Source organism: Myxococcus sp. MISCRS1 (genome assembly GCF_026626605.1).
Taxonomy (GTDB): domain Bacteria; phylum Myxococcota; class Myxococcia; order Myxococcales; family Myxococcaceae; genus Myxococcus; species Myxococcus fulvus.
In genome coordinates this window covers 4,150,450-4,167,957 of record NZ_JAPNKB010000001.1, presented here as the reverse complement: position 1 = coordinate 4,167,957, position 17,508 = coordinate 4,150,450, and the positions used below count along the sequence as shown (strand labels likewise).

Annotated in this window: 16 protein-coding genes; 6 read left to right on the top strand and 10 right to left on the bottom strand. The window is 69.6% G+C overall.

Translation table 11 applies throughout. The features are described 5' to 3' along the window. Nucleotides 1–121 precede the first annotated feature (121 nt). The gene (locus OWM54_RS16115) at nucleotides 122–1,654 is read right to left on the bottom strand and encodes a hypothetical protein (protein ID WP_223745981.1); all 1,533 of its coding nucleotides are present in this window, start codon (nucleotides 1,652–1,654) and stop codon (nucleotides 122–124) included. A 349-nt stretch (nucleotides 1,655–2,003) separates the two neighbouring features. On the opposite strand from OWM54_RS16115, the gene OWM54_RS16110 reads away from it, so the two are divergent. Beyond that, the gene (locus OWM54_RS16110; protein ID WP_267698073.1) at nucleotides 2,004–3,248 is read left to right on the top strand and encodes an APC family permease; all 1,245 of its coding nucleotides are present in this window, start codon (nucleotides 2,004–2,006) and stop codon (nucleotides 3,246–3,248) included. On the opposite strand, the gene OWM54_RS16105 is transcribed toward OWM54_RS16110, so the two are convergent. Beyond that, nucleotides 3,245–4,684 carry a glutamine synthetase family protein gene (locus OWM54_RS16105; RefSeq protein ID WP_223745983.1) on the bottom strand — a complete coding sequence of 480 codons (1,440 nt, stop codon included), beginning with the start codon at nucleotides 4,682–4,684 and terminating at the stop codon, nucleotides 3,245–3,247. The two genes, OWM54_RS16110 and OWM54_RS16105, sit on opposite strands and share 4 nt — an antisense overlap. 300 nt (nucleotides 4,685–4,984) lie before the next feature. Between OWM54_RS16105 and OWM54_RS16100 the strand changes: the two genes are divergently transcribed. From OWM54_RS16100 to OWM54_RS16090, 3 genes are read left to right on the top strand one after another with little or no spacing between them, the layout of a single operon-like run. After that, complete coding sequence (locus OWM54_RS16100) at nucleotides 4,985–5,503, top strand: DUF4365 domain-containing protein (RefSeq protein ID WP_267698072.1); 519 nt, start codon at nucleotides 4,985–4,987, stop codon at nucleotides 5,501–5,503. Further along, the gene (locus OWM54_RS16095; RefSeq protein ID WP_267698071.1) at nucleotides 5,500–6,624 is read left to right on the top strand and encodes a hypothetical protein; all 1,125 of its coding nucleotides are present in this window, start codon (nucleotides 5,500–5,502) and stop codon (nucleotides 6,622–6,624) included. Before OWM54_RS16100 ends, OWM54_RS16095 begins: the two co-directional genes overlap by 4 nt. 42 nt (nucleotides 6,625–6,666) lie before the next feature. Further along, complete coding sequence (locus tag OWM54_RS16090; RefSeq protein WP_267698070.1) at nucleotides 6,667–7,473, top strand: alpha/beta hydrolase family protein; 807 nt, start codon at nucleotides 6,667–6,669, stop codon at nucleotides 7,471–7,473. A gap of 10 nt (nucleotides 7,474–7,483) precedes the next feature. Here the strand turns inward: OWM54_RS16090 and OWM54_RS16085 are convergent, their stop codons facing one another. Continuing rightward, complete coding sequence (locus tag OWM54_RS16085; protein WP_267698069.1) at nucleotides 7,484–9,538, bottom strand: thaumatin family protein; 2,055 nt, start codon at nucleotides 9,536–9,538, stop codon at nucleotides 7,484–7,486. 227 nt (nucleotides 9,539–9,765) lie between these two features. Between OWM54_RS16085 and OWM54_RS16080 the strand changes: the two genes are divergently transcribed. After that, nucleotides 9,766–10,104, top strand: a complete 339-nt coding sequence (locus tag OWM54_RS16080) for an ArsR/SmtB family transcription factor (RefSeq protein ID WP_267698068.1) — start codon at nucleotides 9,766–9,768, stop codon at nucleotides 10,102–10,104. After that, the gene (locus OWM54_RS16075; protein ID WP_267698066.1) at nucleotides 10,101–10,580 is read left to right on the top strand and encodes an SRPBCC family protein; all 480 of its coding nucleotides are present in this window, start codon (nucleotides 10,101–10,103) and stop codon (nucleotides 10,578–10,580) included. The genes OWM54_RS16080 and OWM54_RS16075 overlap by 4 nt, the downstream gene beginning before the upstream one ends. A gap of 55 nt (nucleotides 10,581–10,635) precedes the next feature. Here OWM54_RS16075 and OWM54_RS16070 read toward each other — a convergent pair whose 3' ends face one another. Genes OWM54_RS16070 through OWM54_RS16040 form a run of 7 tightly spaced genes read right to left on the bottom strand, consistent with a single transcriptional unit; the run spans nucleotide 10,636 to nucleotide 17,439 of the window. Beyond that, the gene (locus OWM54_RS16070; RefSeq protein ID WP_267698065.1) at nucleotides 10,636–11,373 is read right to left on the bottom strand and encodes an SDR family oxidoreductase; all 738 of its coding nucleotides are present in this window, start codon (nucleotides 11,371–11,373) and stop codon (nucleotides 10,636–10,638) included. Further along, nucleotides 11,351–12,748: an FAD-dependent oxidoreductase gene (locus OWM54_RS16065; protein WP_420715333.1), complete on the bottom strand. Its 1,398-nt coding sequence runs from the start codon at nucleotides 12,746–12,748 to the stop codon at nucleotides 11,351–11,353. Before OWM54_RS16065 ends, OWM54_RS16070 begins: the two co-directional genes overlap by 23 nt. After that, the gene (kynU, locus tag OWM54_RS16060; RefSeq protein ID WP_267698063.1) at nucleotides 12,735–14,012 is read right to left on the bottom strand and encodes a kynureninase; all 1,278 of its coding nucleotides are present in this window, start codon (nucleotides 14,010–14,012) and stop codon (nucleotides 12,735–12,737) included. Before kynU ends, OWM54_RS16065 begins: the two co-directional genes overlap by 14 nt. Continuing rightward, on the bottom strand, nucleotides 14,009–15,025 hold the full coding sequence (locus OWM54_RS16055; RefSeq protein ID WP_223745991.1) for an amidohydrolase family protein: 1,017 nt from the start codon (nucleotides 15,023–15,025) through the stop codon (nucleotides 14,009–14,011). The genes kynU and OWM54_RS16055 overlap by 4 nt, the downstream gene beginning before the upstream one ends. Then, nucleotides 15,022–15,546, bottom strand: a complete 525-nt coding sequence (nbaC, locus tag OWM54_RS16050; RefSeq protein WP_223745992.1) for a 3-hydroxyanthranilate 3,4-dioxygenase — start codon at nucleotides 15,544–15,546, stop codon at nucleotides 15,022–15,024. The genes OWM54_RS16055 and nbaC overlap by 4 nt, the downstream gene beginning before the upstream one ends. Further along, a complete protein-coding gene (locus OWM54_RS16045; RefSeq protein WP_141324887.1) occupies nucleotides 15,547–15,975 on the bottom strand; it encodes a RidA family protein in 429 nt (142 codons plus the stop codon). It abuts the gene before it with no gap. Between the two features lie 21 nt (nucleotides 15,976–15,996). Further along, complete coding sequence (locus tag OWM54_RS16040; RefSeq protein WP_223745993.1) at nucleotides 15,997–17,439, bottom strand: aldehyde dehydrogenase; 1,443 nt, start codon at nucleotides 17,437–17,439, stop codon at nucleotides 15,997–15,999. Between the last annotated feature and the right edge of the window lie 69 nt (nucleotides 17,440–17,508).

Here is a 17,508-nt window from a genome sequence, read left to right as displayed (position 1 = left end):
CGGACTCCCGCGCGCGTCGGACGGCAAGCCTTGCCTTCGGCCGGCGAACCTTGCCGGTGGGAACGACGAAGCCCCGGCCAGGTGCTGGCGCCGGGGCTTCGGGACTCACGACGCTGGGGGACTACTTGCGCGCGGGCGCGCTGTGCGCGACGTGGCTCTGCGACTGGAGCGCCGGGGGCGAGGCGTTCAGCGTGCCCAGGTACAGCCGCCCGTGGAAGCCATCCGCGCGCGCCTCGCTGGCGAGCGCCACGCCGGGGCGCTGCTTCGAGGACTGCCGCGCCTGGAGCGTGGGGCTGATGCCGAAGACGTTGCACTCCACGTCGTCCCAGACGCTGTAGCGGCAGGCGAACTGGGTGCCGCGCTGGAAGCCCACGTCCAGCGCGCGCACGGAGGGCAGCGCCTTCGCCACGCGGGCGCCCATGGGCTCCAGGTCGCCGTCCCAGTCCACCTTGGTGGTGCGCGCGTGCACGCTGCCGGTGAGCACCAGCGTCCACGCCTGGGCGCGCTGGGCCTGGAAGGAGAGGAGGTTGGCGGCCAGCTGCGCCTCGCGCTCGTTGCCCTGCGCCTTGTCCGCGTCGATGGCGGCCAGCGCCACGTCCTTGCCGGAGGCGCGCAGGCGGCGGGCCTGCTCCACGAGCCACAGCATGGCGCGGCTGCTGCGCCCGTCCTGGTGCGCGCGGCGCCAGAAGGCGCTCTCCCGGAGCAGCTCCTGCGCGTCCTGCGACGTGCCCGCGCTGGCGAGGTAGCGCGTCAGCAGCGGCTGCTCGGAGGCGGGCACCGACAGGGCCAGCGTCACCGGCAGCCCCTGGGCGGTGGCCTCGCACAGCATGCGCAGCGCCGCGGAGGGCAGCTCCTGCGTGCCCAGCGGGTCCGCCATCAGCACCACCCCGCCGGCCGACAAGAGCGACGTGGCGCCCTCCACCGGCTCGCCGCAGTCGGGGGTGGCGGCGGACGCGTCACCGGCCTCGCCCCAGCCCTCCATCATCACCGAGCGCATGGACACCGGCGCGTTGCCACCCACCAGCTCCAGCGCGGGCACCATCTCCATCCGGGCCAGCAGCGTCTGCTCGACGTCCAGATCCCGGTAGCCGCGCACGTAGCGGAAGCGCTCCAGGCCGGGCGCGTTGGGGAAGGGGTTGCGCATGGCGATGGTGCGCAGGGCGTTGTGCCGCGCGGGGGGCGCGCTCAGGTGGGCCTCGGACCGTGCGTCGAACGCGTGCTCGGTCTCCTCGAGCGACAGCTGGCTGTCGCGGCTCGTCATGTCGCCAATCTGCTTGGGCGTCTCCTCGATGAGGTTCTCCATCTCGGAATAGCTGAGGCGGAACACCCGGATGAGCGTCTGGCGGGGCCCCAGCCGCTCGCCCTTCACGTAGTAGCGCTCGTGGTTGCGCAGGCCGTTGCGGTTCTTGCCGGGCTCGTGCGCGGAGGAGAACAGCTCCAGGCCGCCCTCCTTCTCCATCACGTCGTAGCGCTGCTCCTCGAGCACGCGCCGCGCCATCATCATCGCGTCCTCGGGGGGCGCCAGGTACACGGTCTCGTGCGTGGGCGTCTCGTACTCCCCCGTCTCGGGGTTCAACTGGGTGTCGAGCCCCCGGGTGAGGGTGGCACACCCCGCACACCCCAGGACGCCCATCAGCAAGCCGATTCGACGCATCACTTCCTCCGTGCAGCCCAGCGCATCCGGGCCGCGGTGTCTCGAGCTGGAACCGCGGCGGGAACGGCGGGGACACGGGGAGTATATCGCGGGGAGCGTCACCTCCCCAGCCGGTGGGGATGGGCCGTGCGGTGGGGGACACGCGGCCGCTCGGAGGGCGCCAGGCCTGTGCACCCGTCGACGGGGACGAACCGGCGCCCGTCCGGTGTCCATCGCTCTCACGCACGCAGAGCGAGCGTTCGGCGGGCCCTCTTTGACGCGGTGGGTTGGTGTCGGGCCCCCGGCTGTAGTGAACTTCTCGGCCGTGCCTGCCTCTCCCGCTGTCTCCTCCGTGGCGCAGGAACGGACCGTGGGTCCGCTCCAGCTGCTTGCATTGGGCGTCAACGGCATCGTCGGCGTGGGCATCTTCTTCGCGCCCGCGGAGGTGGCCGCGCGCACGCCGGGCCTGGGCGCGGTGCTCGCGTTCGCGGTGACGGGCGTGGCGCTGGTGCCGGTGGCGCTGGCGTTCGCGGTGCTGGGCCGGCGCTTCGACGCGGATGGGGGGCCCGTGGTCTTCGCGCGCGCGGCCTTCGGCGAGCGGGTGGCCTTCCTGGTGGGCTGGGTGGCCTACGTCAGCGCGTTCCTGAGCACGTCCGCGGTGGTGGCGGGGCTGTCGCAGGCGGTGGCGCCGTCGCTGGGGCTGGAGGGCGCGTGGGGGCAGCGGGTGCTGGCCTCGGCGCTCGTGACGGTGCTGGGGGCGATTGTCGCCTCGGGCATCCGCGTGTCGGCGAGGGCGTGGACGGCGCTCACGGTGCTCAAGCTGCTGCCGCTCGGGGCGCTGCTCGTGGCCTTCGCGGCGGTGGCGCTGTCGGGGCCGCTGCCTGTCGCGGCGAGCCCCGTGGCGTGGACGGCGGGGGCGTGGCTGCCCGCGGGGCTGACGGTGATGTTCGCGTACCAGGGCTTCGAAATCGTGCCGGTGATTGCCGGGCAGGTGCGCTCGTCGGAGCGGAGCGTGCCGTGGGCCACGGTGGGCTCGCTCCTGGGCGCGGTGCTGCTGTACGTGGGGCTGGTCTGGGCGTGCGTGACGGCGCTGCCGGAGCTGGCGTCCTCCCGCGCGCCTTTGGCCTCGGCGGCGGGGGTGTGGGGAGGAGCGGGGCTGTCGCGCGTGGTGGCGATGGGCACCAGCGTGTCCGCGCTGGGCATCTGCGTGGGGATGATGGTGACGACGCCGCGCTACCTGTCCGCGCTCGCGTCGGGGGACAGGACGCTGTTGGGGCTGGAGCGCATGTCACCCAGGGGCGTGCCCGTGCGGGCGCTGGGCGTCACGTGGGCGGTGGTGCTGGTGTTCGTGAACCTGGGGAACCTGTCGGAGCTCTTCGCGCTCTCCAGCATCGCCGTGCTGATGCAGTACGGCGTCACGGCGGCGGCGCTGGCGTGGCTCTCCTTCAAGCGGGAGCGCGCGCTGACGCCGTGGCATGCGGTGCTGGCGGTGCCCACGCTCGCGCTCGGCCTGACGCTGGTGGCGTTCGGCGCGAGCGTGCGGGAGGCCGCCACCACCGGTGTGGCGGTGGTGGCGGGCCTGGTGCTCTGGGGCCTGTCCCGGCCGAGGGCCTAGAACTGGCTCCAGAGGTACTGGTTGGTGATTTCGTGGTGGAACTGGATTTCGGACGTCTTCACGCGCGTGCCCAGCTGCTTGGGGCAACGCTCGGCGGAGGCCGTCTTCAGCTCCGCGAACTTGCTCTGCACGTTCTCGCCCAGGATGTTGGCGACGAACGAGCTGCCCTTGAAGAGGCGGATGGCGTCGAAGATGTTGTCGGGCAGGAAGCGGGTGCGGCTGCGCTTGGACTCGGCGTCCTCCTGCGGCTGCGGGCCCTCCAGGCCGGTGCGCAGCAGGGTGTAGAGCACCAGGTACGGGTTGGCGTCCGGGCCCACCGAGCGGCACTCGACGCGGGCCGAGCGCTCGTTGCCATAGGGGATGCGCACCATGGCGCCGCGGTTGTTGGCGCTGGCCTTGATCTGGTTCGGCGCCTCGAAGTGCGGGTCCAGGCGGCGGTACGCGTTGACGCTGGAGTTGAGGACCAGGCAGATGTCGTTGGCGTTGGTGAGCAGCCGGTCGATGAAGTCCCAGCCCATCTGGCTCAGGTTGTCCTGGCCGGCCTTGTCGTAGAACAGGTTCTTGTTGTTCTTCGACAGCGACATGTTCATGTGCATGCCGTTGCCGTTGACGCCCGTCACCGGCTTCGGCAGGAAGCTGGCGGTGGTGTCCATCTGCGCGGCGACCTGGCGGCACAGCAGCTTGTAGAGCTGGATCTGGTCCGCGGAGATGAGGGCCTCGCTGTACGTGAAGTTCATCTCGAACTGGCTGGGGGCCACCTCGGGGTGGTCCTTCTCGTTCTGGAAGCCCATGGCGCGCTGGGCCTCGGCGGCCTTGTCGATGAAGGCGCGCAGCGGGTCACCGGGCAGCGAGTGGTAGTAGCCGCCGGTGGAGATGAAGTCGAACTTGCCCGTCTCGTGGTAGTGGCGCTCGGCGTCGCGGCCCTTGAAGAGGAAGCCCTCGACCTCGGGCGCGGCGTGGAAGACGGTGCCGTCCTTCTGGTACAGGGCCTCGGTGACGCGCTTGAGCTGGCCGCGCATGTCGGCGTGGTAGGGCGAGCCGTCGCGCTCGAGGACCTCGCTGAACACCAGCACCTTGCCGGGCCCGAAGATGTCCGAGGGCAGCCAGTAGAACGAGCCCCAGTCGATGTTGAGGCGCAGGTCGCTCTCCGCCTGCTGGGAGAAGCCGCGGATGGAGGAGCCGTCGAAGGTGAGGTTGTCGGCGCTCTTGAGGAGGAACTTCTTGTCGTAGTCCAGCATGTGCAGCCGACCCTCGAGGTCGGTGAAGCACACGGTGACGGCCTTCAGGCTGCGCTCGTCGGTGAGGTACTTGATGCGCTCCTCGCGGACCTTGTCGGCCGACACGTGCTGGAGGCGCTGCTCCTTCACCTTGAGGTTGCGCTCTTCCAGCTCGTCGTAGGGAATCTCCAGGAACGTCCGCAGCCCCTTCGTGTCCATGCTTGCCGTGCCTCCAGGCCGGTCGTCACCGTCAGCGCGGTGATTTCGAATCCGTGGGCGCAGGTATTTACATTTGGGGACGGGAAATCAAGCCTAAATTCCGCGCCACGAAGCTTAAAAGATTGGTCCAAAAAGCTTTAGAGCACGGTGGGCAACACTCTGGAGGGGGGCTGGAGGGCCTGGGATGACGCCCGGTGGACACTTGGGCGCCTCGGGAGCCTGCCTGCCTGGTCCACGGGGAGCGGGGGAGGTGCGGAGTAGAGTGGCCGCCGTTCACGGTGTAGGTGAAGGGAGGCGGGGATGTTGGGACCGAATGACAGCAAGGAGCAGCTCAGCGTCGCGTACGTGCACGCGGTCGCGGCCAGGGCGGGCTGCTCGGTCGAGCGAGTGGGGATGGATCGGGACAGTATCGACCTGAAGGTCTGTGCCCGTGGGCTGCTGGCGGAGAACGCGGCGCTGACGTCGCCGGAGCTGGGCATCCAGCTCAAGGCCACGGCGAGGGTGGCGCATCTGGGCCAGGAGGGCGGCTTCCCGTTCGCCCTGTCGCGCAAGAACTACAACGACCTGGTGGCGCCGTCGTTGGTGCCGCGCATCCTGGTGGTGTTCGTGATGCCGGAGGCCGAGGAGTCGTGGCTGACGCAGACGCCGGAGTCGCTCGTCCTGCGGCACTGCGCTTATTGGACGTCGCTGCGGGGCCAGCCGCGCACGCTCAATGACACCGGGCAGACGGTGCGGCTCTCCCGGGAGCGGTGCTTCACGCACGACACGCTGCGGCGCTTGCTGGAGAAGGTGGCTCGCGAGGAGGAGCTGGAGTCATGACGAGCACGCCGCTTCATGGGTTGGGCAGTCGGGTCGACTACCTGGAGGTGCGGGCGTACCTGGAGGCGCGGGGATGGACGCGGGTGCCCTCTCGTCGGGCCTATGCCGCCATCTATCGGAGCCCGCGCGAGCCCGTGGCGGAGGTGCAGGTCCCGTTGGACCGTGACCTCGCGGACTACGCGGAGGCGATGGGGGTCGTCGCGCGGCGGGTCTCCGAGTGGGAGGGGCGCTCGGCCGAGTCCGTGCTGCATGACTTGCTGCAACCCCGGAGGGACGTGCTGCGCTTCGGGTTGGAGGGCGAGGTCACTCGCGATGGGGGCGTGAGTCTGGCGGACGGGCTGGGGCTGGCGAACGGCGTGCGCAAGGCGTTGCTGGCGAGCGCCTGCAGCGTGAAGCGACCTCGCGCCTTTCATCCGCGCCTGGGCCTGGCGGAGGCGGAGAGCTTCGTGCGCCAGTGTCGACTGGGACAGACGGAGGTGGGCAGCTTCGTGCTCACCGTCGAGACACCGCTCGACCTCGGTACACAGGGTGGAGAGCCCTTCGGGCGGCGGACGGCGTTGCTCCTCTTGCGGTCCGTGGCGCACCTGGCGAGGTCCGTTCGGATGGGGGAGCCACAGCGGGTCCTCGATGCCGTGGAGGATGCGCCGAGGGTGAGCGCGAACCTGTGTGAGGCGCTGGTCGAGATGATGCCCTCGGACGAGTCCGCGGACCTGCGACTGCGGGGCTCCTGGTCGCCGCTGCTGCCTGTTGTTGGGGAGGTGCCCGCGGAGGTCCATGTGGACCGGAACATGTATGAGCGCCTCGAGCGCCTCGCGCATCAGCTCCGCCCCATGCGCGAGACGCAGCCCGACCAGTTCGTGGGCCGCGTCACGGAGTTGATGGGGGCGCCGGGAGAGCAAGGGGCTGTCGAGGGGCCCGTGGTGCTCCAGGTGCAGGTCGAGGATGAGCTGCTGCGGGCGCGAGTCGTCCTCGGCGCCACGGACTACCGGCAGGCGGCCAGCGCGCATCTGGAGCAGCGCTATGTGACGGTTCGCGGCGTGCTTCGCCGGGGGCCGAGGACGCACTGGATTGAAGATGCGTCCGGTTTTGGCATCGTAGGCGCGGCGGTGACGCGGCTCTGAGTGGTTGTCGGGTGGGGTCTTGGTTCCTTGGAGGAGAGCGGGATGAGCTCGATGTGGATTCTGGACGAGGCACCTCCGGCGCCGGATGCGCGCATCCCCTATGGACCGGGGACGCATCACTTCGGAGAGCTGCGGCTTCCCTCGGGGCCGGGGCCGCATCCTGTCGTCGTCGCCATCCACGGCGGTTTCTGGCGCGCGAAGTACGACCTGGCCCACCTGGGCCACGCGTGCGCGGCGCTCACCGCGAGCGGCTTCGCCACGTGGAGTCTGGAGTTCCGACGTGTCGGCCATGAGGGCGGCGGCTACCCCGGCACCCTGGAGGACGTCGCCCTTGGCGCGGATTTCCTGCGCACCCTCGCGGAGTCGCATCCCCTGGACCTGTCGCGGGTCGTGTTCCTCGGACACTCGGCGGGAGGTCACCTCGCGCTGTGGCTCGCCGCGCGGCCCCGGCTGCCCTCGGGCAGTCCTCTCTACAGCCAGACGCCGCTGCGTCCGGTCGGCGTCGTCTCGCTCGCGGGCGTGGCCGATGTGACGCGCGCCTATGAGCTGGGCCTCAGTGACAACGCGGCGGGAGAGTTCCTCGGGGGCTCGCCCCTGGAGGTGCCCTTGCGCTACCAGCGCGCGTCTCCCGCCGCGCTCCAGCCGCTCGGCGTCCCCCAGGTCCTCCTGCATGGCTCCGAGGACGACACCGTCCCCGTGTCGATGAGCGCGGACTTCTGCTCGCGGGGCCGCGCGCACGGGGATGAGGTTCGCTGTGTCGTGCTCCCCGGCGCGGGCCACTTCGAGGTCGTGGACCCACGCTCGCGCGAGTGGGCCCAGGTCGTCGACGCCGTGCGCTCGCTGCTGTGACGCGAGCGCTTCAGTTCACGTCACCGAAGACGATGTCGTAGCCCACCGTGTTCGTGCCGCCCGTGCCCCCGCTCATGCACGTGAAGGTGCTGGTGACGTCGTCGTAGGCGTACGTGTACGCCGTGGGACACGCCTTCTTCAGGAACGCGAGCCACGGCTGGACGCTCTGCGCCCACGCCGGGTTGTTCGCGTAGCACTGCCCCTGGGCCTGCTGGCTCGGGTTGTTGCCGGGCTCCAGCAGCGTGGGCCAGAAGCTCCCCGCGTCGTTGCCCGGATACGTCGCGCAGCCGCAGCAGGCCGGCGTGTTGCCATTGCTGTTGTAGCAGGACGCACCGAAGTTGCCGGCGCACTGGAAGAGGTTGCTCAGCGTGTCCTGCACGGTGCCGCCCTGAACCTGCACGGTCATCATCTGGCTGCAGTCCAGGGGCCCGTAGCCGAAGCTGGTGCTCGCCGAGCACAGGTCTTCATAGGACCACCAGCCGATGGACTGGCCACACGTCTGGACGAGCGGAGACGTACCGCCGACTCCTGGCAGGAACGCCGTTCCGCACACGGCGCCCCCCGCGCAGTCGCTGTCCGACGTGCACGTGCCGCAGTAGCCCGCGTCCGGGTTGTTGGGGTTGCCGCATACCGCGCCGTTCGCACACGTGGGGCCGCACTTCGTCCACGTCGGCTGACACACGCCGCCGGTGCACGTCGTGCCCGTGCCGCAGTCGCTGTCCTGTCCGCAGGCGGGCAGCACGACGGCCCGGAGCAGGGTGGTGTAGTCGGCGGGGAGGCCCGCGCTCGTGTCGGGCGTGAAGCTCCAAGAGCACGCCTCCAGCATGCCCATGGTGCTGTTCCCCTGGGCGCTCGTGGAGCCCGCCGTGCCGCATGAGTACGGCGAGGGAGGGTTCGCCGCCGCGAAGCCCCCGTCACCGCTGGGGCCCATCTGGAGGCTCACGTTCGCGCCGTTGATGACGGTGACGTCGTAGAAGTCGACCGTGTCCGGCTGGAGCGTGAACTCCGCGGCCGTGAAGGGATTGGTTCCGCCCTTGCCGAGCGGGCAGGGCATGCCGGCCGCATTGCCGCAGTCCGCACTCAGGCAGCCCGTCCCGTCGGACTGACAGCCGAGCCGTCCGAACAGACCGCCGCTCCAGCCGATGGGAGAGCGGCACAGGCACGGGACGCCGCCATCTTCCGGACACTGCGTCGGCGGATTCGCGAGGTTGACTCCATCCGCGAGCAGGCAGCGGCCACTCTGGCACTGGGTGTTCTGCGTGCACGCCGTCATCCCGGGCTGGAGGTTCGCGAACGCGGGCGGCAGCGACGAGGGCATGCACAGCGTCGTCGACTCCTGGGACGTCAACTTCAGTGCGTCGAGCGGAACCCCGCCATCCGTTCTCGGGTACTGGCAGAGCCCCAGCGCCACCGTGCAGGTCTGTCCGCTCGGACACGGTGAACTCCCGGAGCTGCACGCCTGGTTCTCACCGGGGACGACGGACTGGAAGTAGCACGTCCCGCCATTGGCGAGGCTGCACTCCTGCGCCGTGGTGGAGCAGGTCGTGCTGCCGGGGCACGCGGCCTGCCCTCCGTCGGCGCACTTGCACAGGCCCGTGGTGGAGTCACAACCCTCGGAGCCGCAGTTGGCGCACGCGGGCACCTGCGTCGCACCCGTGCAAAGCGCGGTGGGGAGATTGACGGTGACGATGGGAGCACCGCCGTTGCACGTCGTGCCCGGGGCCACCATGCACTGTCCCGTGTTCGTGTCGCACATATTGCCCGCGTTGCAATCCGCGCTGCTGGTGCAACCGGGGTTCAGACAGGCCTGGTTCGGACCACAGTCGCTGTCCGTGGTGCACGTGAAGGGCGGAGGCGCCGCGCCCGCGGTCTGGCCAATCCAGACCGTCTGGCTCGCCTGGTTCGTCAGCGTGAAGGGACGGAAGCCGGGCGGGCAGGTCGACGAGCCCGCGTCGCCCGGAGCCGGTGTGTCCGTGGGCGCGCGGCCCTGGAGCGTGCCGAACACCACGAGCGCGACAGCCAGTCCGAGTGACACCGCGGGGATGAGCAGACGACGTGATGCCATGACGGGCCTCTCAATCAGGTCTGCCGAGCGACGGTAGTGAGCGGCCGCCTCCAGCCCAAGGATTCGGGGCGTCGGCTGCTCGCACGTGCGCGAACGGACCCAAGGCCCGTGATTCCCGGGGGCATGGGCCCCACCCTCATGGCCGAGTCCGGCCCGACGCACTGCCCGTCGTGGGATTTCGCGCCCCAGGGCTTGCGCGAGAAAGAGCCATTGCTAAGCTGAACTATATGGTTCAGTATCAAGCCCGACTCGATGCGACGTTTGGAGCACTGGCGGATGTGACGCGCAGGGGAGTCCTGGAGCGGTTGGGCCAGGGCGAGGCGTCCATCACGGAGCTGGCGGAGCGCTTCGACATGACCCTGACGGGCATGAAGAAGCACGTGCACGTGCTCGAGGAAGCAGGGTTGGTCATCACGCAGAAGCAGGGGCGGGTGAGGACCTGCCGGCTAGGGCCATGTCGCCTCGAGGACGAGGTGGCGTGGATGAATGGCTATCGGCGTCTGGTGGAAGCGCGGCTCGACCGGCTCGGCGAGTTCCTCGCGCGAACGAAAGGGGAAGAGGGATGAACACGGCACTCAGGGAAGCACTCGTCACGCAGCCGACGGACCGCGAGATTCGCGTCGAGCGCATCTTCGATGCGAAGCGCGAGCGGGTCTGGAAGGCGATGACGGACCCGAAGCAGGTGGCGCAGTGGTGGGGGCGGGGCAACAAGCTCGTGGTGGAGCGCCTGGAGGTGGAGCGTGGCGGCCACTGGCGCTTCGTCGAGCATGCGGATGGACAGGAGCACGGCTTCGAGGGGCGCTTCCGCGAGGTGACGCCCGTCGAGCGGCTGGTGCAGACCTTCGAATGGGACGGCATGCCCGGCCACGTCATCCTCAACACGACGACGCTGGAGGACCTGGGCGACGGGCGCACGAAGGTGGTGGCGGTGTCGTTCTTCTTCACGACGGAGGAGCGCGACGGCATGGCGGCCTCCGGCATGGCGGACGGCCTCAACCAGAGCTACCGCGCGCTCGACGCGCTGCTGGCCCGCGAGCCGTAGTCGCGGAAGCATCCCGTGGCGCCGGGTCGAATGGGCTCGGCGTCACGGAGGTACGTCAGAACCCGCGCGCCGCGCCACCGTCGACGGCGATCGACTGGCCGGTGATGTACGAGGCCTGCTCGGAGGACAGGAACGCTACCAGCGAGGCCAGCTCGTCCGGCCGGCCCAGTCGCCGTGCGGGAATCTGTGGGGCCACCTTCTCGTCCGTGAGGCCCAGCTGCGTCATCCGCTCCGTGGCGTGGAAGCCCGGCAGCACCGCGTTGAGCGTGACACCGTGCTGCGCCACCTCATTGCTCACCGTCTTCACCAACCCGAGCAACCCCGCGCGCAGGCCGTTGGAGATGGTGAGGTTCGGCATCGCCTCACGCGCCGCCAGCGACGTCACCAGGACGATGCGCCCCCACTTGCGCTCCTTCATCCCCGGCAGCGCGGCCTGGATTCCATCCACCGCCGCCATCCACAGGCTCTGGAACCCCAACTGCCACTGCTCCGCGGTCAACGACTCGAAGCCGCCCGCCGGAGGCCCGCCCGTGTTCACCACGAGCACGTCCACGCCGCCCAGCTTCGCCACCACCTCGTCCACCAGCCGCTTCGCCGCGCCCGGCTGGTTCAAATCCGCCGGCACCGCGAGCGCCGCGCCCAGCGACTTCGCAGCCTTCTCCAGCTTCTCCCCACCGCGAGAGCAGATGGCCACCGTGGCGCCTTCCTTCACCAGCGCCTCGGCCGTCGCGTAGCCCAGCCCCGCCGACGCGCCCATCACGAGCGCGCGCCTACCCTTCAGTCCGAAATCCATCCGCGTGCTCCTTCATGAATGGCACCAGCCGCTCGTGGATGAGCCGCTTCGCCCGCTCCAGGTCCACGTCCTCGGCGCGCGTCAGCCCCTCGGACAGCTCCGAGACGATGCCACCGGCAATCGCCCCCACCTCGTACGCCAGCCGGTACGGCACCCGGCTGAAGCTCACCATCGAATACCGACTGACGAACTCGCCCGGGAAGGTGTTGAGCAACACCTTCTCCACCGCCTTCTCCAACAGGAAGCGCGGGTTGCCCGTGCTGTCGCGCATCTCCACGAAGTTCTCCACCGCCATGTCCGCGATGGCATCCGCGTTTGTCTTGCGCAGCCGCGCCAGCTCCCCGAACAGCGTCTCCCAGTCCCCGCCCTTGCCGAGCAGCCCCTCGAGCACCGTGCAGTCCTCGAAGCCGCAGTTCATCCCTTGGCCGAAGAACGGGACGATGGCGTGCGCCGCGTCCCCCATCACCACCGCCTTGCCCCCCACGTTCCACGGCGCGCACTTCACCGTCACCATGCTGCCCGTGGGCCGCGCGAAGAACGCCTGCGTCAAATCCGGGATGAGCGCCTTCGCGTCCGGGAACTGCTCCTCGAAGAACGCCTCCAGCCGGGCAGGGGAGTCCAGCGACTCGAAGCTCACCGGCCCCTTCCACGGGAGGAACAACGTGCACGTGAAGCTGCCATCCTCGTTCGGCAGCGCAATCAACATGTACGTCCCGCGCGGCCAGATGTGCAGTGCGTGCTTCTCCATCTGGAACGCGCCGCCCGGGCCCGGAGGAATCGTCAGCTCCTTGTACCCGTGCCCCAGCGTCTCCGACGTCGACTCGAACCCCGGCACCTTCTCCAGCGCTTGCCGCACCGCCGAGCCGGAGCCGTCCGTGCCGAACACCACGCGGCCCTCCTCGCGGCGCTCCTCACCCGTGGCCTCGTCCACCACCGTGAGCACGCCCTGGTCCAGGTCCACGCCCGACACCCGCTGCCTGAAGCGGATGCGCACCTTGCCCGTGGCCTCCGCCGCGCTCATCAGGAACTTGTTCAGCCACGCGCGCGACAGCGAGTTGATGTGCTGCGAGTCATCCTTCCCATAGGGCTGGTACATCAGCGCGCCCTTCGGGGGATGAATCATCCGCCCCCGCATCGGAATCGCGTGGCGCAGCGCCTCCTCCTCCAGCCCCACCTGCCTCAGCGCGTACAGCCCTCGCGTGGAGATGGCCAGGTTGATGGAGCGCCCCGCGTCGATGACCTCGCGCCGCATGTCCGGCCGACGCTCCAGCACCTCCACGGTGTGCCCACGCCGCGCCAGGAACACGGACAGCAGCGAGCCCACCAGGCCCGCGCCCACCACCGTGACAGCCTCGTTCCGCTCACCCACGGGCATGTCCCTCCAGCGTCTTCACGAAGCGGTACACATCCGTGAACGAGCAATACAGCGGCGCGGGCGCCGCGCGGATGATGTCCGGCTTGCGGAAGTCACAGATGATGCCCGCGTCCGCCAGCCGCTTGAGCATGCTCGGCGCGTCGCCCTGGAACCGCAGGGACAGTTGCGCCCCGCGCTGCTTCACGTCGCGCGGCGTGGTGATGCGCACGTAGCCCGACGGCAGCTTGTCCAACAGGAACTCCAGATACCCCGTGAGCCGCTCGCTCTTGGCGCGCAGCGCCGCCATGCCCGCCTGGTCGAACAGCTCGAACGACGCGCGCAGCGCCGCCAACTGGAGGATGGGCGGATTCGACAGCTGCCACCCCTCCGCGCCCGGCAGCGCGTCGAAGTGCGGCCCCATCTGGAAGCGCGTGGCCTTGTCGTGCCCCCACCAGCCCTCGAACCGGGGGATGTCCTTCGAGCGCGCGTGCCGCTCGTGCACGAACACACCGCCCAGGCTGCCCGGCCCGCCGTTGAGGTACTTGTACGAGCACCACACGGCGAAGTCCGGCCCGTCGTCGTGCAGCGACAGCTTCAAGTTGCCCGCGCCGTGCGCCAGGTCGAACCCGACGAAGCAGCCCTTCGCGTGCGCCGCGCGCGTAATCGCCGGAATGTCGAACGCCTGGCCCGTGAGGTAGTTCACGCTGCCGAGCAACACCAGCGCCACCTCATGGCCGTGCTGCTCCAGCGTCGCCAGGATGTCCTCGGTGCGCAGCGTCTCCTCACCTTGGCGCGGCTTGAGCTCCAGCACCGCCTCGCGAGGGTCGAACCCGTGGAAGCGCGCCTGCGAGGCCACCGCGTACTGGTCCGACGGGAACGCGCCACCCTCCACCAGAATCTTGAAGCGCTCCTTCGTGGGTCGGTAGAACGACACCATCATCAGGTGCAGGTTCACCGTCAGGGTGTTCATCACCACGACTTCCTGCGGCTTCGCGCCCACCAGCCGCGCGGCCTGCTCCGTGACGAGCTCGTGGTAGTGCAGCCACGGGTGGCGCCCGTGGTGGTGCCCTTCCACGCCGAAGCGGGCCCAGTCCTCCAGCTCCTCCTGCACGTAGCGCGCGGCGTTCTTCGGCTGGAGCCCCAGCGAGTTGCCCGCCAGGTACACCACCGGCTTGCCATCCGGGCCGGGCGGGAAGTGGAACTGCTCGCGGAAGGAGCGCAGCGCATCCTCGGCGTCGGCCTTGCGCGCGAAGTCCTGGGAGTCCTCGAAGGTGTACGTCGTCATGGGGCGAAGTCCTCGCGCGAGCGCCCCAGCCACGCCAGGGCGTTCTTCCACAGGAGCTGCTCGCGCGCGTCGGATGAAAGCTCCGTCAGTGATTCGATGAGGGTGCCCGGGCGCAGCTCGCCCAGCGGGAACGGATAGTCACTGCCCAGCGCCACCTTGTCCTGGCCGAACAGCTTCACGATGAAGCGCAGCGTGTCCGCGTCATGCACCAGCGAGTCCACCCAGAAGCGGCCCAGGTACTCGCGCGGCGGTACCTTGTTGTCCACCGCCACCAGGTCCGGCCGCGCCTCGAAGCCGTGCTCGATTCTCCCCAGCGTCCCGGGGAACGCGCCGCCGCCGTGCGCGAAGGCGAAGCGCAGCCTGGGCAGCCGCTCCAGCACGCCGCCGAAGATGAGCGAGCACATGGCCAGCGACATCTCCGCGGGCATGCCCACCAGCCACGGCAGCCAGTACTTCTGCATCTTCGCCTCGCCCATCATGTCCCACGGGTGGACGAAGATGGACGCGCCCAGCTCGCTCGCCGCCTGGAAGAACGGGAAGAGCTTCTCGTCGGAGAGGTTCCAGTCGTTGACGTGGCTGCCAATCTGCACGCCCGCCAGCCCCAGCTCCTTCACGCACCGCTCCAGCTCCCGCACCGCCAGCTCCGGCGACTGCAGCGGCACCGTGCCCAGCCCCACGAAGCGCTTGGGGTGCTCGCGCACCACCGAGGCCACGTGGTCGTTCAGGAAGCGCGACAGGTCCAGCCCGTGCTCCGGCTGCGTCCAGTAGCTGAACATCACCGGCACAGTCGAGATGACCTGCACGTGGACGCCCACGTCGTCGCATTCCTCGATGCGCTTCACCGGGTCCCAGCAGTTGCTCTCGACCTCGCGGAAGAACTTCCCGTCGTCGCGCAGCATCCGCGCGCGGCACGGCGCGTGGTGGTCCAGCGTGATGAAGCCGCCGTACCCGTAGCGCTCGGCGAAGCGCGGCAGCTTCTCGGGCAGCAGGTGCGTGTGGATGTCGACCTTCAACGCGAAGGCCCTCCCTTGGTCACCTTCGTCCCGCACTTCTTGCAGGTGCAGTTCGCGTCGTTGCCGTAGAAGTGCTCGAAGATGGGCGGCAGCTGCGTCACGAGGTTCGTGACGTGCACGAACTCCTCGTAGAGCTTCTCGCCGCAGGAGGGGCACATCCACATGAAGCCGTCCAGCTCATGCGGCAGGCGGCGGCGCTCCAGCACCAGCCCCACCGTGCCCGCGGGGCGCTGGGGCGAGTGCGGCACCTTGGGCGGCAGCAGGAAGATCTCCCCCTCGGAGATGGGGATGTCCACGGGCTTGCCGTCGTCGAGCACGCGCAGGTTCATCGTGCCCTCCAACTGGTAGAAGAACTCCTCGCCCTCGTTGATGTGGAAGTCCGTGCGCGCGTTGGGGCCGCCGACGACGGTGACCATGAACTCACGGTCCGCCCACACCTGCTGGTTGCCGACGGGCGGCTTGAGCAGGTGGCGGTGCTCGTCGATCCACTTCTTGAAGTTGATGGGGGTCAGCCGGCCCATTCATTCATCTCCGATGGTGGCGATGCACTTGAGCTCGATGGCGATTGGCGTGGGCAGCCGGTTGATCTCGAGCGTCGTCCTGCACGGCGGGTTGTCCTTGAAGTACTCCGCCCACAGGCGGTTGTACGTGGGGAAGTCCTTCTTCATGTCCGTCAGGTACACCGTGACGTCCACCAGCTTGTCCCAGGAGGAGCCCGCGTCCTCCAGGATGTAGCGGACGTTGCGGAACACCGAGTGGCACTGCGCCTCGATGTCGTACGAGGTGATGTTGCCCTCGGCGTCCAGCTCCACGCCGGGAATCTTCTTCGTCCCGCGCTCGCGCGGGCCCACGCCCGACAGGAACAACAAGTTGCCCACACGCCGTGCGTGGGGATACAGGCCCACCGGCTCCGGGGCCTTCTGGGAATCGACTCGCTCACTGGTGCTCACGTCGCGTCTCCGTCCAGCGCGTCACAGCTTGATGCACACGTTCTTCGGCTCGGTGAAGAAGCGCAGCGCCTCCCAGCCGCCCTCGCGCCCCACCCCCGAGTCCTTCACCCCGCCGAACGGCGTGCGCAAGTCACGCAGCATCCAGCAGTTCACCCAGACGATTCCGCTGTGCAGCCGCGAGGCGAAGCGGTGCGCCCGCTTCACGTCCCGCGTCCACACGCTCGCCGCCAGGCCGTACTTCGTCGAGTTCGCCCACGCGAGCACCTCGTCCTCGGTGTCGAACGGGATGAGCGTGGCCACCGGGCCGAAGATCTCCTCCTGGTTGGTGCGGCAGCTTGCGTCCAGGCCCTCGATGAGGGTGGGCTCCACGAACCAGCCCTCGCGGCAGCGGCCCGTCAGGCTCGCGCGCTTGCCACCCGCGAGCACGCGCCCGCCCTCCTGCTTCGCCAGGTCGATGTAGCCCATCACCTTGTCGAAGTGCTGCTGGGACACCAGCGCGCCCTGCTCGGTGCCGGCCTCCAGCGGGTCACCGACCTTGAGCGCCTGCGTGCGCGCCACCAGCGCGTCGCGGAAGCGCTCATAGATGGGGCGCTGCACGAAGATGCGCGGGCCGCAGAGGCAGATCTGCCCCTGGTTGGAGAACGACGAGCGTACCGTCGTCGCCAGCGCCTCCTCGAAGTCGCAGTCCTCGAAGATGACGTTGGGGTTCTTCCCGCCCATCTCCAGCGACAGCTTCTTGAAGCTCGGCGCGGCCACGCGGGCAATCTCCGCGCCCACGCGGGTGCTGCCGGTGAAGGAGATGGCCGGGATGTCCGGGTGCTCGCTCATGGCCGCGCCCACCTTGGGGCCCAGGCCGTGGACGATGTTGAGCACGCCGGGCGGCAGGCCCACGTCGCGGCACACCTGCGACAGGAGGAACGCCGTCATCGGGGTGACTTCGGAGGGCTTGGCCACCACGCAGTTGCCGATGGCCAGCGCGGGCGCGAGCTTCCACGTCAGCAGGTACAAGGGCAGGTTCCACGGCGAGATGCAGCCCACCACGCCCAGCGGCGAGCGCAGCGTGTAGTTGAGCGCGACGCCGTCCGTGGCGTGCGCCTCGCTGGAGAACTGCGTCACCGCGTCCGCGAAGAACTCGAAGTTGAGGATGCTGCGCGGGATGTCCACGCTGGACGCCACCGACAGCGGCTTGCCGGAGTCGATGGACTCCGCGCGGGCGAACGCGTCCAGACGCTCGCGAATCGTGTCCGCCACCTTGCGCAGGAGGCGCGAGCGCTCGGCGGCGGGCGTGGCGGCCCAGGCCGGGAAGGCGCGCTGGGCGGCCTCCACCGCGTGCTGGAGGTCGGTGGCGTCCGAGTCCGGCACCTGCGCGTAGCCCTTGCCCGTCGCGGGCTCGGGCTTGTCCAGCCACTGGCCGCCGCGCGCGGGGATGAGCTCTCCGCCGATGTAGTTGAGCACCTTCTGCATGTCCGAGCCCTCCGTGCGCCCGTCCCCGGGATGGCTCGCGAGCGCCTGGTCCCTCGGGTGCCGGGAGAC

Coding starts and splice junctions, on each gene's coding strand:
- OWM54_RS16115 (WP_223745981.1), bottom strand. CDS start 1,654: ATGCGTCGAATCGGCTTGCTGATGGGCGTCCTGGGGTGTGCGGGGTGT.
- OWM54_RS16105 (WP_223745983.1), bottom strand. CDS start 4,684: ATGGACACGAAGGGGCTGCGGACGTTCCTGGAGATTCCCTACGACGAG.
- OWM54_RS16100 (WP_267698072.1), top strand. CDS start 4,985: ATGTTGGGACCGAATGACAGCAAGGAGCAGCTCAGCGTCGCGTACGTG.
- OWM54_RS16095 (WP_267698071.1), top strand. CDS start 5,500: ATGACGAGCACGCCGCTTCATGGGTTGGGCAGTCGGGTCGACTACCTG.
- OWM54_RS16090 (WP_267698070.1), top strand. CDS start 6,667: ATGAGCTCGATGTGGATTCTGGACGAGGCACCTCCGGCGCCGGATGCG.
- OWM54_RS16085 (WP_267698069.1), bottom strand. CDS start 9,538: ATGGCATCACGTCGTCTGCTCATCCCCGCGGTGTCACTCGGACTGGCT.
- OWM54_RS16080 (WP_267698068.1), top strand. CDS start 9,766: ATGGTTCAGTATCAAGCCCGACTCGATGCGACGTTTGGAGCACTGGCG.
- OWM54_RS16075 (WP_267698066.1), top strand. CDS start 10,101: ATGAACACGGCACTCAGGGAAGCACTCGTCACGCAGCCGACGGACCGC.
- OWM54_RS16070 (WP_267698065.1), bottom strand. CDS start 11,373: ATGGATTTCGGACTGAAGGGTAGGCGCGCGCTCGTGATGGGCGCGTCG.
- OWM54_RS16065 (WP_420715333.1), bottom strand. CDS start 12,748: ATGCCCGTGGGTGAGCGGAACGAGGCTGTCACGGTGGTGGGCGCGGGC.
- kynU (WP_267698063.1), bottom strand. CDS start 14,012: ATGACGACGTACACCTTCGAGGACTCCCAGGACTTCGCGCGCAAGGCC.
- nbaC (WP_223745992.1), bottom strand. CDS start 15,546: ATGGGCCGGCTGACCCCCATCAACTTCAAGAAGTGGATCGACGAGCAC.
- OWM54_RS16040 (WP_223745993.1), bottom strand. CDS start 17,439: ATGCAGAAGGTGCTCAACTACATCGGCGGAGAGCTCATCCCCGCGCGC.